Here is a 13,871-nt window from a genome sequence, read left to right on the forward strand (position 1 = left end):
CGGCTTAGGATACCCTAAATCACAGCTCCGACCGCTCGCAGCACGAACCGCACCGCGGCCTCGACGACGTCTTCCAGCTGCTCGGAGGGCCCGTCGACCAGCGTCCGGTTGCCCAGCGCCGCGGTGATCATCGGGATCAGGACGTCCGGGTCCTCGGCCGGCCAGCGCCCCAGGTCGACGCCGCCGGCCAGGATCGCGCGCAGCCGGTCGGTGATCGGGTCGGCGTGCGCGCTGATGCGCCGGTACGCCGCGGGAGCCAGCGCCGACGCGAGCGCCGTGCCCGGCGGCATGTGGTACTCGGCCAGGACGCGCAGCTGCAGCCGGACGAACGTGGCGAGCTGCTCGACCGGGTCGGCGTGGGCCTCGACGGATTCGGTCAGCCGCGTGACGTACCGCGCCGCTTCGTCCTCGACGAACGCGACGAGCAGGCTTTCCTTGTCGGGGAAGTGGTTGTACAGCGCGGTCCGGCCCACGCCGGCGGCCGACGCGACCCCGGCGAGCGTGATCGCGTCGAAGCCGCGTTCGTACAGCTGGGCGCGCAGGACTTCGAAGACCCGCGTCCGCACCTCACGCCGGTGCGCTTCGAGTGACTCACCGAGAATCTTCGGCATCGCCTCAGGCTAGCGGTCAATCGTCCAGTTGCCAGGTGTGCACCGGCTCACCGGTCTCCGAGAGCTCCAGGTAGCGCCCGAGCATCCGGGTCAGCGCCGCCTCGCGGTCGAGCCCGCGTTCCTGGGCGCGCAGGACGTAGTCGCGCTGCCAGGTCGCCCCCGTCCGCCGGGCGAGGCAGCGGCGCTCGATGATCCCGAGATAGCGCTCGCGGGCTTCGTCGGAGACGTCGGAGCGGCGCAGTCCCTCGTGGGCGAGCGGGAGCAGCACGCGCAGCGCCAGCTCGTCCGGCGGGATCCAGCCGATGCCCGGCCAGTACAGCTGGGCCTCGAAGCCGCGGCGCGCGCCGGCGTAGAGGTTCTCTTCCGCCGCCTGGAACGACATCTGGCTCCACACCGGGCGTTCCGCCTCGGCGAGCGCGCGCTGGGCGCCGTAGAAGAACGCCGCGTTGGCCACGGTGTCGACGACGGTCGGCCCGGCGGGCAGCACCCGGTTCTCGATCCGCAGGTGCGGCAGGCCGTCGACGACGTCGTACACCGGGCGGTTCCAGCGCCAGATGGTGCCGTTGTGCATGCGCAGCTCGGTGAGCTTGGGCGCCTGGCCCGCGTCGAGCGCCTCGATCGGGTCTTCGACGTCGGTTTCCGGGAGCAGGCCGGGGAAGTAGCGGACGTTCTCCTCGAACAGGTCGAAGATCGACGTGATCCAGCGCTCGCCGAACCACACGCGCGGCCGCACGCCCTGGTTCTTCAGCTCCTCCGGCCGGGTGTCGGTCGCCTGCAGGAACAGCGGGATCCGCGTCTCGTGCCAGAGCGCCTTCCCCAGCAGGAACGGCGAATTCGACGCGAGCGCGATCTGCGGCCCGGCCAGGCACTGCGCCGCGTTCCAGTGCGCCGCGAACTCCTCGGGCGCGACCTGGAGGTGCAGCTGCACGCTGGTGCAGGCGGCTTCGGGCAGGATCGACTCCGCGTAGCTGCGCAGGCGCTCGGGCTGCTGGCCCGGCAGCGGCGCGCCTTCCATCGCGAGCACCGTGCGTTCGCCGCGCGCGGCGAAGATCTGGTCGTTCAGCGTGGCGTACCGGGTCTGGTTGGTGAGCCACTTCTGGTCGAAGTGCTCGTGCTTCAACGTCGGCAGGATGCCGATCATGGCCAGCGACGACCCGGTGTCCCGGGCCTTCGACGCCGCCGTGGCGAGGTACGCGCGGAGATCGTCTTCGAGCTGGAGGGCCGAATCGCCGGCCAGCGGCCGCGGCGGCACGTTCAGCTCGATGTTGTGCTGGCCCAGCTCGGTGGTGAACGACGGGTCGTCGAGCGCCTCCAGCACCGCGGTGTTCGTCATCGACGGGCGCAGCTCGCGGTCGACCAGGTTCAGCTCGACCTCGAGGCCGATGTTCTTGCGGGGGAACGAAAAACTGCCGTCGGTGAGCATGCGGGCCAACGTGTCGAGGCAACGCTGCACCTTGCGGCGGTACCGTCCCCGGTCGAGCGTGTTGAACGGTTGAGCCGCGAGGTCCATCCCCATGACCATCCCTGCTTTTCGTCGGCGTGGAACTAGGACGTCTTTCAGGTCCCGGCGGACAACCGTTACACAGCCGATGCAACCGGGCTAGCGGCCAAACTGGTGCTCTCCGTCACGGGGGGTTAACCGAAAGCAAAATACCCCCATTCGCACCACCGGCGGCTCGACGTTCGGACCAGTGAGCCCCCCGGCAAGCGGATGACAGACTGGACGGATGGGCCTGATCCACATCGCCGGCCGCGACGACCCCCGGGTCGACGATTTCCGGGACCTGTCCACAGCGGACCGCCGTCCGGACCGCCCGGGCGGCAAGGGACTCGTGATCGCGGAAGGCACCGTCGTGGTGTCCCGGCTGCTGGCGTCCCGCTACCCGGTACGGGCTCTGCTGGGCGTCGAACGGCGGTTCGCCGAGCTGGCGGACGACCTCGCCGGGCGCGACGTGCCCCAGTACGCCGCTTCCGCCGAGACGATGGCCGACGTCGTCGGCTTCCACCTCAACCGCGGGATCCTCGCCGTCGCGGACCGGCCGGCGCCGCTGACGGTTTCCGACGTCGTCGCGAACGCCGGCACGGTCGCCGTCCTCGAAGGCGTGGGGGACCACGAGAACCTCGGCGCGCTCTTCCGCAACGCGGCCGCGCTCGGCGTCGGCGGGGTCCTGCTCGGGCCCGGGTGCTCCGACCCCCTTTACCGGCGCAGCGTGCGAGTTTCGATGGGACACGTCCTGCGTGTCCCCTTCGGGTACTTGACGGACTGGCCGGGCGGGCTCGACGACCTGCGGGCGCGCGGGTTCGCCGTCGCCGCGTTCACGCCGCGGCCGGGCTCGGTCCCGCTGCGCGAGCTGCGGGCGCACGCACCCGGCCGGGTGGCGCTGCTGTTCGGCGCTGAAGGTCCCGGGCTGACCGAAACGGCGCTGGCGGCGGCTGATCACGCCGTCCGGATACCCATGCCGGCCGGAGTCGACTCCCTCAACATCGCGACGGCCGCCGCCGTGGCCTTCTACGAATTGGCGCGAGCCGACTAAAGTCTGGGCCCGAGGCAAGTCGGGCGGCGCGAAAGGACCCCATGGAGCTGCGGATCCGCGGTGAGCGCGCCGTGCTGGCCGGACCCGGTGGGGAGCAGGCGCGCGAAGTCGACCCGCACAAGCTCGCGATCGGCTCGGACCTCGCACAGGCCCTGCACGAATGGGCGCGCGTCGCGTCCGCGGTGTCGGCCGATTCCGGGGCCGAAGCGGGCGCCGTCGTCTCGCAGCGCGGCCGTCAGCTGGCCGGACGGCTGGCTTCGGTGATGGGCACGACCGTGCGGTTCGTGGACCCGGTGACCGGCGCCGACACGGTCGTCGAACCGCCTCCGCGCGCCGAGGCGGCCGGCCAGCGGTTCGTCCGCTCGGTGCTCGGCCCGTCCGGCCCGCCCGGGGAGCCGACGCCGTGGCTGACCGGCCTGACGGTGTCGGCGTTCATCGCGGCCGTGGTCGTGGTGGCCATGCTGGCGCTGGCTTCGACGCTGGCCCGTGAGACGAGCGGCTGGCTGGCGCTGGTGGCGTCGGTCATCGTGACGGCCGGGATCACGCCGTCGCTGTGGCTGATCCGCCGCACCCCGATCCTGCGCTGGGCCGCGTACGGCGCGGCCGGCGGCGTCCTGATCGCGTGGATCGGCGTGCTGGTGATCGCCTTCTAGCGGAACCGGGCGTAGGTGACGAGCCTGCCTTGGGCCCGCGTCCAGGTCTGGGAGCGGAACGCGTAGCCGTGGAAGGCGGCGATCTGACGTTCCAGCTCGGGGGAGACGGCGAACTGGCCGGTGAAGAAGCTGACGCCGGCCTTCCCGGTGAACTCTCCGGCCAGCCACCCGACGCGGGCCGAGCGGGGGAAGACCCGCAGCACCCACAGCAGCGGCGGCACGCCGAGCACCGTGAGGGCGAACCCGATGGTGACCAGGTGGGCGTCGCCGGTGATCGCGGCCGTCACGCAGCTGCCGCCGAAGCAGAGCAGGATCCACGCCGCCGGGGCGAGGAAACCGACGAACGACATCCGGAACTTCCCCGGCGCGCGCGGCGGTGCCGATGCGCGGCGCAGCAGCAGGATCAGGTCGGTGGGGTCGGTGAACTCCGCGACGGGCGAGAGGCCCTCGGCGGCGGCGATGCCGGTGATCCGGGCCGGCGGCAGCTTCGCGTGCCGGACGCTGACCCACAGCTCGTCGCGGCCGTCGAGGTGGTTGCGCAGCCACTGCTCCCGGTCCGGTGATCCGGCCGGTGGCTCGAAGACGGGCGGGCCGGGGCGGGCCGGCGTGCCGAACACCAGCCCGGTGCGGCACTTGACGAAGAGGTGCGATGTCTCGTTGCGCCCGGTGGTGACCGGGCCGCCGTAGAAGTAGCCGTACCACGCGGCGACCTCGGCCAGCAGGTCCGTGGACAGCGAGACCGGGTGGGGGACGGCGGCCCGCGGCCGTCCGTCGAACTGCGCGTCCAGCTCCAGACGCGGGGAGCGACCGGCGACGACGCGCATCGCCACCGTGCCGGCGAGCAGCACGAGCGCGGCGCCGGAGATGAGCAGCAGCGGCCCGAGCGCCCACCGCGTCAGCTGTCCCCAGACGACCGCGGCCACCATGGCGGCGGCGAACAGGGCGGTCACCCCGAACCAGACGAAGTGCCGGGTGAGCCGCCGCCCGGCGCGGGGCCGCAGCTCTTCCGCGGGCAGGCCGGCGCGGCGCAGCAGCAGGAGCCGGTCCGTGGGGTCGGCGGCCTCGGCCACCACCGCCATTCCGGCGGCCGCCGCGACCTCGCCGACATCTGCCCGGCTCAGCCGCGTCCGGCGCAGGCTCACCCAGAACTGCTCCTGCCCGGTCAGCAGCTTCCCGAGCCGCCGACGGCTCGCGTCGGTGCCCGGGCCGCGGTCGAAGTGCGGCGGGAAGGAGCCGGGTGCGAACGCGAACCGCAGGCAGCCCGCCTGGCCGGGCGGGGTTTCGCGGTACCGGCGGGCGGCCGCGACCTGCCGGACGACGGCCGGGTCGAGCCCCCACCGCTCCGGCGAAACCTCGACCACCGGCGCGCCGGAGAACACGCCGAACTTCAGCTCGCCCTGGCGCAGCAGCCACGCCTGCTCACCGGGCGACGCCGTCGCCGTCACCACCGGACATCACGCTGCATGACCGATCCCTCCCTCAGCGTGACATCGTAACCTGGCGGCATGCGGCAGCTCGACGCGTTGCGGAAGTTGTGCCTGGCCCTGCCCGAGGCGACCGAGCGGCTCAGCCACGGCTCGCCCGCGTGGTTCGTCCGCGGCAAGAAGTCGTTCGTCATGTTCGCCGACGACCACCACGGCGACGGCAGGCTCGCCTTCTGGTGCCCGGCGCCGCCCGGGGCGCAGGAGGAGCTGGTGCGCACCGAGCCCGAGCGGTTCTTCCGGCCGGCGTACGTCGGGCACCGCGGCTGGCTGGGCGTGCGGCTGGACGTCGACGTCGACTGGGCCGAGATCGACGGGATCGTGCGCGAGGCCTACCGGCAGGTGGCGCCGAAGACGCTCGTCGCGCGGCTGGAGTAGGACCTGGAGTAGGACTCAGCCGCGCTGGGAGCGGACCCCGAGCAGCACGTCCTCCCAGGACGGCACGATCGGGTGGTTCTTCTTGGCCTTCGGCCGCGGCTGGTCGGCGTGATCCTCTTCGGGATCGGCCGGGACGCGGGGGATCTCGCGGGTGTCGTCGTCCGGGTCCGGCTCGGCGGCCGGCAGCTCGGCGTGGTCCTGCGGGGGCACCGAGTCCAGCGTCGGCTGGAACTCCGCGTCGCGGGCCGGGTCGAGGGCGCGGACCGTGCGGGGCGCGCGGTAGGCGTTCGGGTCGAGCAGGACCTCGGCGTTCTCGTCGAGCGCCACGACCGTGCCGCCGTGCGCCCCGGGCGCGAACGCCCAGTGCGCGCGGTTGTCCGACCGTCCGGCCTTCCACCGCAGCACGACGACCCAGCGGCCGTCGTCGCCCTTCCAGGAGTCCCAGGTGGCCTGCGAGTAGTCGTGCCCGCGGACGCCGAAGCCGTACGCGACGACCTCGCCGAGCGTCTGGACGTCGGGGCCGTCCTCGCGGACCGGGTGGGCGCTCTGCGCGAGCTCGGCGGTCCGGGACCGCTCGAGCAGGACGGGGTAGGCGTAGCGCTCGACGCGCTGCACCGAAATGCCGGCGCCGCCCGCGACCTGCTCGACTGACTCGCCGGCGCGGATTCGCGCCTGGATCTCGCGTGGCCGCATCTGGCTCTCCAACTCGATTTCGATCTGGCCGAGGCGGGTGATGTCTCCCCGCGCCGCCGCGCGCAGTCTCTCATCGGCCGGGAGGAGGAAACGCGTTCCGCTCGACGAGTCTTCGCACACGATGGACTTACCGTCCTCGTGCAACCCGACTACCCGAAGCGTGCGCATTGTTCGCCTTCCCCGATGCTTCACCGTTGTGGGTGCCCACGTTAGAACGGCGCGTCGGCTTGACGTGCGAGGCGCGCCGAGTCCGTGCAGAACTGCCCACTGTTCACTTTGCGACGTCCGCATCATGGATCACCCTGGTCGGCGGCGTCCGGGTGACACGCCGGACACGGTCAGTCACGATCGAGTGGATCACGACGGCGGCAGGCGGACCGTCACCGTGAGACCGCCCCGGCGGCCGGGCTGGGCCTCCGCGTACCCGCCGTGGGCCTGGGCCACCGAGCGCACGATCGACAACCCGAGCCCCGCGTTCCGCGTGTCGCCGGTCCGCTCCGAACCGACCCGGCGGAACGGCTCGAACAACGTCGGCACGGCTTCCGGCGGCACCACCGGCCCCGAGTTCCGGACCTCCAGCGCCGGATCGCCGCGGACCTCGACGTACACCCAGCCGCCCGACGCGTTGTACGTGATCGCGTTGACCAGCAGGTTCGTCGCCAGCCGCTCGAGCAGTACCGGGTCGCCCGCGACCACGCGGGGCCGCAGCCGCGTCTCGACCTTCACCCCCGCCGCGGCCGCCTGCGCCGAGGTCGCCCGGACCACCGCCGCCACCACTTCGTCGAGGTGGACCGGGGTCCGCGAGGTGAGCCCGCGGTCGGTGCGGGCCAGGACCAGCAGGCCCTCGATCATCCGTTCGCTGCGCTCGTTCGTGTGCAGCAGGTGCGTACCGAGCTTCCGCAGCTCCGGCGGCACCTCGGGGGCGGCCATCGCCACCTCGACCAGCGTCCGCTGCACCGCCAGGGGCGTCCGCAGCTCGTGGGACGCGTTCGCGACGAACCGCTTCTGGCTGTCGAACGACTCCGCGAGCCGGTCGAGCATGCCGTCGAACGTGTCCGCCAGCTCCTTCAGCTCGTCGGGCGGCCCCTCCAGGTTGATCCGCCGGTCGAGCTTGCCCGCTTCGAGCCGCCGCGCCGCCGATGTGATGTCGTGCAGCGGCCGCAGCGCGCGGCCGGCCATCAGCCAGCCGAAGAGGACGGCCAGCGCCGCCGTCGACACCAGCGCGATCGCCGAGCCGACGACGAGCGTGGACAGCGTCGAGGAGCGGTACTCGTCGAGCGAGCCGCTGAGCAGGCGCACCGCGACGCCGGACGCCGGCACGGTCTGCGCGGGGACGCCGTAGGTCAGGTCCGCCGAGCCGACCGTCGTCAAGGCCATCCGGGCCGGGTCCGGCAGCCGGCTCTGCACCAGCAAGTAGTTGATGACGACCAGGACCAGCCCGGCGAGCAGGAACAGCCCGCCGTACCAGGCCGTGAGCTTCGTCCGGACGGAAAGGGCGTTCACGGCGTGCCGAACCGGTAGCCGGCGCCGGGCACGGTCTCGATCACCGGCGGGTCGCCCAGCTTCCGGCGCAACGTCATCACCGCGACGCGCACCGCGTTCGTGAACGGGTCGGCGTGCTCGTCCCACGCCTTTTCGAGCAGCTCCTCGGCGCTGACCACCGCGCCCTCCGCCCGCATGAGCACCTCGAGCACGGCGAACTCCTTCGGCGAGAGCAGCAGGAACCGGCCGTCGCGGGCGGCCTGGTGGCGGGGCAGGTCGAGCACGACGCCGTCGCGCTCCAGCACCGGCGGCAACGCGGGCCGCGCGCGCCGCGAGAGCGCCTGCACCCGGGCGACCAGCTCGGCGAAGGCGAACGGCTTGGTCAGGTAGTCGTCGGCGCCGAGGCCCAAGCCCGCGACGCGGTCGGTGACGTCGGCGGCCGCGGTCAGCATCAGCACCCGCGCCTCGCCGCCCGCCTCGACGACGGCGGCGCACACGGCGTCGCCGTGCACCTTGGGCAGGTCGCGGTCGAGGACCACGACGTCGTAGCCGTGCACGCCGACCCGCTCCAGGGCCTGCTCGCCGTCGTAGCAGACGTCGACGGCCATCGAAAACCGCCGCAGCCCCTCCGCCACGGAGTCGGCCAGCAGCCGTTCGTCCTCCACCACCAGCACGCGCACCCGCCCAGTCTGCGCAGGAGGGCCATAAGGACCGCATAAGCGACGTCGCTTAGCGCGCCCGAATCCCCCGATCCGTAGACCTGGCACCCATCCGGAACGAGAGGAGCGAGCCATGCGGACACGGATCGTCGTCGCGGCGCTCGGGGCGGCCTTGCTGCTCGGGGGCTGCGGCGCCAAGGGGGACGACGGCGACAAGGTCGCGTCGATTTCGACCCCGCCGAAGTCGGGCGGGCCCACCGCCGCCGACACCAGCGGCAAGAGCGACGAAGACAAGATGCGCGACTTCGCCAAGTGCATGCGCGAGCACGGCGTCGACATGCCCGACCCCAAGCCGGCTGGTGACGGCGGCGGCATGGCGATCACCCTGGGCGGTGACGGCGCCGACGCGTCGAAGATCGAAGCCGCGCAGAAGGCCTGCAAGAGCCTCATGCCGAACGGTGGCGAGATGAAGCCGCCGAGCGCCGAGGAGCTCGACAAGATGCGCAAGGACGCCAAGTGCATGCGCGAGCACGGCATCGACATGCCGGACCCCGACCCGAGCGGCAAGGGCATGACGCGGGCCGGTGGGCTGGGCGACGACCCGAAGAAGTTCGAAGCCGCCGCGAAGGCGTGCGGGCTCGGCTTCGCCTCCAGCAGCCGTGCCGAGGCGGGCAAGTGACCGTGCAGGACGTGAGCGAAGTGACCCACCTCAAACCGCGCCGCCGTGGCCGGACGCGCTGGTTCATCGCCGGCGCGGTCCTCGTCGTGGTCCTCGGCACCAGCTCGGTCGTGGTCCTGACCCAGGTGTCGAGCGCGACACCCGGCAAGGAGACGCCGCCGCCGTCGGTCGAGACCGCCGAGGTCGTCAAGACCGACCTCAGCGAAGAAGAGGAAGCCGACGGCACCCTCGGCTATGGCGACGAGGAGAGCGTCCAGGGCCGCAAGCCCGGCACGATCACGTCGCTGCCGGCCGCCGGGGCCACGATCACCCGGTGCAAACCGGTGTACGGGGTGGACGCGAAGCCGGTGCCGCTGTTCTACGGCACGCTGCCGTTCTACCGCGACCTCGCCGCCGGCGCGGACGACGGCGCCGACGTCAAGCAGCTGGAGGAGAACCTCAAGGCGTGCGGCTTCGGCGGGTTCGGCACCCCGGACAAGAAGTTCACGTCGGCGACGGCGGCCGCGCTGAAGAAGTGGCAGAAGTCGCTGGGGCTGGAGCAGACCGGCGCGTTCGGCCAGGGCGACGTCGTGCTCGCGGCGGGCGAGGTCCGCGTGTCGGCGCTCGCGGCCAAGCCCGGTGCGCCGGCCCAGGGCGAGGTGCTCAAGACGACCGGCACCGTCCGTTCGGTGCAGGTCAAGCTCGACGCGGCGAAGCAGGATCTCGCGCGGCAGGGCGCGAAGGCGTCCGTGACGATCAACGGGAAGACGACGCAGGGCACGATCACCGACGTCGGGAAGTCCGCGGTCGAGGGCAAGGACGCGGCGGGGCAGGACGACGGCAAGCCCAAGATCACCGTGACCGTCCGGCTCGACGACCCCGCTGCGGGCGGCACGCTCGACTCGGCGCCGGCGACCGTCCGGTTCACCAAGGACGTCCACCAGGGCGTGCTCGCGGTGCCGGTCGGCGCGCTGCTCGCGCTCGCCGAAGGCGGCTACGCGGTCGAGGTCGACGAGAACGGGCAGCGCCGGCTCGTGGCCGTCCAAACCGGACTGTTCAGCGGCGGCAAGGTGGAGGTCACCGGAACCGGGCTGGCCGCGGGCATGCGGGTGGTGACGACGTCGTGACGCCCGTGCTGCGCGTCCACGAGGTCACGCGCACCTACCCCGGCGGGGTCGCCGCGCTCGACGGCGTCTCGCTCTCGCTCGAAGACGGCGAGATGGTGGCGATCGTGGGGCCGTCCGGGTCCGGCAAGTCCACGCTGCTGCACCTGATGGGCACGCTCGACCGGCCGTCGGCGGGACGGATCGAGCTGCACGGCCACGACGTCGCCGCGCTCCCGGACCGCAAGGTCTCGGCGCTGCGGTCGCGCTGGATCGGGTTCGTGTTCCAGCAGTTCTTCCTCGACGAAGGGATGAGCGCGGTGGACAACGTGTGCACCGGCCTGCTCTACGCCGGGGTGCCGCGGCGGCGGCGCCGCGAACGGGCACTGGCCGCGCTCGACCGCGTCAAGCTGGGGCACCGGGCGTGGCACCGGCCGGGGGAGCTCTCCGGCGGGGAACGCCAGCGCGTCGCGATCGCGCGGGCGGTCGTCAACGAGCCGTCGATCCTGCTGGCCGACGAACCGACCGGCAACCTCGACACCGGCACCGGCGCGTCCGTGCTCGCGCTGCTCGGCGAGTTGTCCAGCGGTGGCACCACGATCGTCGTGATCACCCACGACCGGGAGATCGCCGCGGGCATACCGCGCCGGATCGAGCTGCTCGACGGGCACCTGCGGCTGGACACCGGGCTGGTGGGGGCGCGATGACCCTCGTGACGCTGCCGGAACCGGCCCGGCTCAAGCCGCCGGACGTCGTCGCGCTCGGTGCCCACGGCATGCGGACGCGGCCGGTGCGCGCGGTGCTTTCCGCGCTGGGCATCGCGATCGGCGTCGCCGCGATGGTCGCGGTGCTGGCCATCCCGGCGTCCGGCGCGCAGGCCCTGCACGACCGGCTGGCCGCGCTCGGCACGAACCTGCTCACCGCCGGACCGGGGCAGACGCTGTTCGGGCAGGACGCCGTCCTGCCCGACGACGCCGTCCCGATGGCCAAGCGGATCGGGCCGGTGCAGGCGGCCAGCGGGACCGGGAACACGTCGGCGAGCGTGCGGCGCAGCGACAAGATCGCGCCGGACGAGACGTCCGGGCTCGCCGTGTACGCCGCCAAGCCGGACCTGCTGGGCGTGCTCGGCGGCAAGGTCCGGACCGGTGAATTCCTGGGCGCCAAGAACCAGGACTACCCCGTCACAGTGCTGGGTTCACAGGCCGCGGCCCGGCTCGGGATCGACCACGTCGACCCGGCGCGGCCGCCGCAGGTGCTGATCGGTGCGCAGTGGTTCACGGTGGTCGGGATCCTCTCGCCGATGCCGCTGGCGCCGGAGGTCGAACGGTCGGTGCTGGTCGGCTGGGACGTCGCGAAGCGGCTGCTCGGGTTCGACGGCCATCCGTCCACTGTGTACGTCCGCGCGGAAGAGTCCCAAGTGGACGGTGTGCGGTCGGTGCTGGGCGCGACGCTGAACCCCCAGGCGCCGAACGAGGTCGAGGTGCGCCGTCCGTCGGACGCGCTGGCCGCGCAGAAGCTGACCGACACGACCTACAGCGCGCTGTTCCTGGGACTCGGCGGGGTCGCGCTGCTGGTCGGCGGGGTCGGGGTGGCCAACACGATGGTCATCTCGGTGCTGGAAAGACGGCGCGAGATCGGCCTGCGCCGCGCGCTCGGGGCGACGAAACGCCAGATCCGCGGGCAGTTCCTGGCCGAGTCGGTGCTGTTGTCGGGGCTCGGCGGGCTCGCGGGGGTGCTGGCCGGGGTGCTGGTGACGGCGGGTTACGCGCTGAGCCAGGGCTGGCCGGCGGTGCTGCCGTGGGCGACGCTGGCCGGCGGAGTCGGGGTCGCGGCGCTGGTGGGCGCGATCGCGGGGGCCTACCCGGCGGTGCGCGCGGCCCGGCTGGCGCCGACGCAGGCGCTGGCCTGACGGGGTTTCTCCCGTGAAAGCGTCCTCTCCGCGGCGTTTTCACGGGAGACTGCCGCCGGTGCTACCTCCGAGCGTGCGCAGTGGGAAATGCGCACGCTCGGAGATCCGCGGCCGCCGTCCGGCGAGTTGAATGAGCGGCGAACCCGAGCGAAGGGGGCGGCCGTGGAGCGGGTCGAGGCGAACCGGCGTGACTTCCTCCGGTGGCTGGCGGTCGCCGGTGCGGGACTCGCCGCCGCGGGGATCGCGCCCGCCTCGTTCGCCCAGGAGGCCGCCGCGGCCGGCTCGGACGTCGTCGTCGTGCTCGGGGCCACCGTCGTCGACGGCACCGACGCCCCACCCCTCCCGGACGCGGCGGTGGTGCTGGTCGGCGACCGGATCGCCTGGGCCGGTCCCGCCGCGCACCTCCCGCCGCACGCCGGCGTCCGGGTCGTCGACGGCCGCGGCCGGTACCTGGTGCCCGGGCTCTGGGACCTGCACACGCACGGCCTCGACTACGAGACGATCTTCCCGCCGCTGTACCTGGCCAACGGTGTCACCGGGATCCGCGAGATGTGGGGCTACGCCGAAAACCGCGCGGCGCGCGACAAGATCGTCCGCGGCGAGCTGGCCGGCCCCCGGGTCGTCATGGGCAGCTCGATCGTCGACGGCCCGGTGTCCATGCTCGGGCCACCCGTGACGCAGGTGACGACGGCCGCCCAGGGCCGCGCGGCCGTCCGGACCGCGGAGGCCGAGGGCGCGGACTTCGTGAAGGTGTACTCGTACCTGGGCGCGGAGGCGTTCGCCGGGGTCGCCGCCGAGTGCCGCCGCGCCGGGCTGCCGTTCGCCGGGCACTGGCCGTACCGGGTCCCGCAACCGGCGGCGAGCGAGGCCGGGCAGAGCAGCTTCGAGCACCTCTTCGGCGTCCCCGCGTACACGTCGGCGCACCGCGACGAGATCCTCGCGACGCTCGCCGCGACGCCGTTCGACCCGGCGAACCCGCGCTCGTTCTTCGCCATGGCCCGCGACCTGGACCGGCGGGCGACGCTGACGTACAGCCCATGGCGGGCCCGGGAGTTCTTCGGCGGGCTCGTCCGCGACGGCACCCGGCTGACCCCGACGCTGGTCGTGAACAAGGTGATGTGCTCGCCCGCGGACGCGTTCGCGCACGACCGGCGGCTGAAGTACGTGCCCGGGGCGGTGCGGGACACCTGGGCCGCGCAGCTGCAGACCCGGACGCCGGTCACGCCGGCGGAGATCACGCAGCAGGACGCCTACTTCCGCGCGCAGGTGGAGCTGGTCGGCGCGGCGCACCGGGCGGGTATCGGCCTCCTCGCCGGCACGGACTGCCTGAACCCGTACGTCTTCCCCGGCTTCAGCCTGCACGACGAGCTGGCTCACCTGGTCGACGCGGGGTTGTCGCCCCACCGGGCGCTGCAGGTGGCGACGCGCGACGCGGCGGCGTTCGTCGGCCGCGGCGCGACGGCGGGCACGATCACGCCGGGCAAGGTGGCCGACCTGGTGCTCCTCGACGCGAACCCGCTGGCCGACATCCGCGCGGTCCGCCGGATCGACACGGTGGTCGCGGCGGGGCGCGTGTACGACCGCGCGGCGCTCGACCGGATGCTGGCCGGCGTCGAAGCGGCGGCCGGTGCGGGCGCGAACGCCAGGTCAACGCGGTTGCCGGTGCACAGCTGCTGCTGAGCGCCCGGTAATCTCGGCCGGTCGAAGACC

Annotated in this window: 14 protein-coding genes; 8 read left to right on the plus strand and 6 right to left on the minus strand. The window is 73.1% G+C overall.

Annotated features, from left to right (window positions below; translation table 11 throughout):
* Positions 1-14: 14 nt before the first annotated feature.
* Both AA23TX_RS00845 and AA23TX_RS00850 read right to left on the minus strand, forming a co-directional pair.
* Positions 15-611: a TetR/AcrR family transcriptional regulator gene (locus tag AA23TX_RS00845; protein WP_155540695.1), complete on the minus strand. Its 597-nt coding sequence runs from the start codon at positions 609-611 to the stop codon at positions 15-17.
* A gap of 16 nt (positions 612-627) precedes the next feature.
* Complete coding sequence (locus AA23TX_RS00850) at positions 628-2,127, minus strand: glutamate-cysteine ligase family protein (RefSeq protein WP_196425133.1); 1,500 nt, start codon at positions 2,125-2,127, stop codon at positions 628-630.
* A 211-nt stretch (positions 2,128-2,338) separates the two neighbouring features.
* Between AA23TX_RS00850 and AA23TX_RS00855 the strand changes: the two genes are divergently transcribed.
* Together AA23TX_RS00855 and AA23TX_RS00860 are read left to right on the plus strand one after the other, a co-directional pair.
* Positions 2,339-3,145, plus strand: coding sequence for a TrmH family RNA methyltransferase (locus AA23TX_RS00855; protein WP_155540697.1), 807 nt, complete (start codon positions 2,339-2,341; stop codon positions 3,143-3,145).
* Between the two features lie 41 nt (positions 3,146-3,186).
* Positions 3,187-3,798, plus strand: coding sequence for a DUF2537 domain-containing protein (locus AA23TX_RS00860; protein ID WP_155540698.1), 612 nt, complete (start codon positions 3,187-3,189; stop codon positions 3,796-3,798).
* Here AA23TX_RS00860 and AA23TX_RS00865 read toward each other — a convergent pair.
* Positions 3,795-5,246 (minus strand): hypothetical protein, encoded by a 1,452-nt coding sequence (locus tag AA23TX_RS00865; RefSeq protein ID WP_230862290.1) that lies wholly within the window; start codon positions 5,244-5,246, stop codon positions 3,795-3,797. The genes AA23TX_RS00860 and AA23TX_RS00865 overlap by 4 nt on opposite strands.
* Positions 5,247-5,303: 57 nt before the next feature.
* On the opposite strand from AA23TX_RS00865, the gene AA23TX_RS00870 reads away from it, so the two are divergent.
* Positions 5,304-5,657, plus strand: coding sequence for an MmcQ/YjbR family DNA-binding protein (locus AA23TX_RS00870; protein ID WP_155540699.1), 354 nt, complete (start codon positions 5,304-5,306; stop codon positions 5,655-5,657).
* Positions 5,658-5,672: 15 nt separating this feature from the next.
* Here the strand turns inward: AA23TX_RS00870 and sepH are convergent, their stop codons facing one another.
* From sepH to AA23TX_RS00885, 3 genes are all read right to left on the minus strand, one after another.
* Positions 5,673-6,518 carry a septation protein SepH gene (sepH, locus tag AA23TX_RS00875; protein WP_155540700.1) on the minus strand — a complete coding sequence of 282 codons (846 nt, stop codon included), beginning with the start codon at positions 6,516-6,518 and terminating at the stop codon, positions 5,673-5,675.
* A gap of 189 nt (positions 6,519-6,707) precedes the next feature.
* On the minus strand, positions 6,708-7,853 hold the full coding sequence (locus AA23TX_RS00880; protein WP_155540701.1) for a sensor histidine kinase: 1,146 nt from the start codon (positions 7,851-7,853) through the stop codon (positions 6,708-6,710).
* Positions 7,850-8,512 (minus strand): response regulator transcription factor, encoded by a 663-nt coding sequence (locus tag AA23TX_RS00885; protein ID WP_155540702.1) that lies wholly within the window; start codon positions 8,510-8,512, stop codon positions 7,850-7,852. The genes AA23TX_RS00880 and AA23TX_RS00885 overlap by 4 nt, the downstream gene beginning before the upstream one ends.
* A gap of 112 nt (positions 8,513-8,624) precedes the next feature.
* On the opposite strand from AA23TX_RS00885, the gene AA23TX_RS00890 reads away from it, so the two are divergent.
* From AA23TX_RS00890 to AA23TX_RS00910, 5 genes are all read left to right on the plus strand, one after another.
* Complete coding sequence (locus tag AA23TX_RS00890; protein WP_155540703.1) at positions 8,625-9,170, plus strand: hypothetical protein; 546 nt, start codon at positions 8,625-8,627, stop codon at positions 9,168-9,170.
* Between the two features lie 11 nt (positions 9,171-9,181).
* The gene (locus AA23TX_RS00895) at positions 9,182-10,276 is read left to right on the plus strand and encodes a peptidoglycan-binding protein (protein ID WP_196425134.1); all 1,095 of its coding nucleotides are present in this window, start codon (positions 9,182-9,184) and stop codon (positions 10,274-10,276) included.
* The gene (locus AA23TX_RS00900; RefSeq protein WP_155540704.1) at positions 10,273-10,959 is read left to right on the plus strand and encodes an ABC transporter ATP-binding protein; all 687 of its coding nucleotides are present in this window, start codon (positions 10,273-10,275) and stop codon (positions 10,957-10,959) included. Before AA23TX_RS00895 ends, AA23TX_RS00900 begins: the two co-directional genes overlap by 4 nt.
* Positions 10,956-12,161: an ABC transporter permease gene (locus AA23TX_RS00905; RefSeq protein WP_155540705.1), complete on the plus strand. Its 1,206-nt coding sequence runs from the start codon at positions 10,956-10,958 to the stop codon at positions 12,159-12,161. Before AA23TX_RS00900 ends, AA23TX_RS00905 begins: the two co-directional genes overlap by 4 nt.
* Positions 12,162-12,323: 162 nt before the next feature.
* Complete coding sequence (locus tag AA23TX_RS00910) at positions 12,324-13,841, plus strand: amidohydrolase family protein (RefSeq protein ID WP_230862291.1); 1,518 nt, start codon at positions 12,324-12,326, stop codon at positions 13,839-13,841.
* Positions 13,842-13,871 lie beyond the last annotated feature (30 nt).

Source organism: Amycolatopsis camponoti, assembly GCF_902497555.1.
Classification (GTDB): domain Bacteria; phylum Actinomycetota; class Actinomycetes; order Mycobacteriales; family Pseudonocardiaceae; genus Amycolatopsis; species Amycolatopsis camponoti.

What these genes read in the sequence shown, in the direction of transcription:
- AA23TX_RS00890 (WP_155540703.1), top strand. Translation starts at nt 8,625, where the DNA reads ATGCGGACACGGATCGTCGTCGCGGCGCTCGGGGCGGCCTTGCTGCTC.
- AA23TX_RS00855 (WP_155540697.1), top strand. Translation starts at nt 2,339, where the DNA reads ATGGGCCTGATCCACATCGCCGGCCGCGACGACCCCCGGGTCGACGAT.
- AA23TX_RS00870 (WP_155540699.1), top strand. Translation starts at nt 5,304, where the DNA reads ATGCGGCAGCTCGACGCGTTGCGGAAGTTGTGCCTGGCCCTGCCCGAG.
- sepH (WP_155540700.1), bottom strand. Translation starts at nt 6,518, where the DNA reads ATGCGCACGCTTCGGGTAGTCGGGTTGCACGAGGACGGTAAGTCCATC.
- AA23TX_RS00850 (WP_196425133.1), bottom strand. Translation starts at nt 2,127, where the DNA reads ATGGGGATGGACCTCGCGGCTCAACCGTTCAACACGCTCGACCGGGGA.
- AA23TX_RS00845 (WP_155540695.1), bottom strand. Translation starts at nt 611, where the DNA reads ATGCCGAAGATTCTCGGTGAGTCACTCGAAGCGCACCGGCGTGAGGTG.
- AA23TX_RS00905 (WP_155540705.1), top strand. Translation starts at nt 10,956, where the DNA reads ATGACCCTCGTGACGCTGCCGGAACCGGCCCGGCTCAAGCCGCCGGAC.
- AA23TX_RS00860 (WP_155540698.1), top strand. Translation starts at nt 3,187, where the DNA reads ATGGAGCTGCGGATCCGCGGTGAGCGCGCCGTGCTGGCCGGACCCGGT.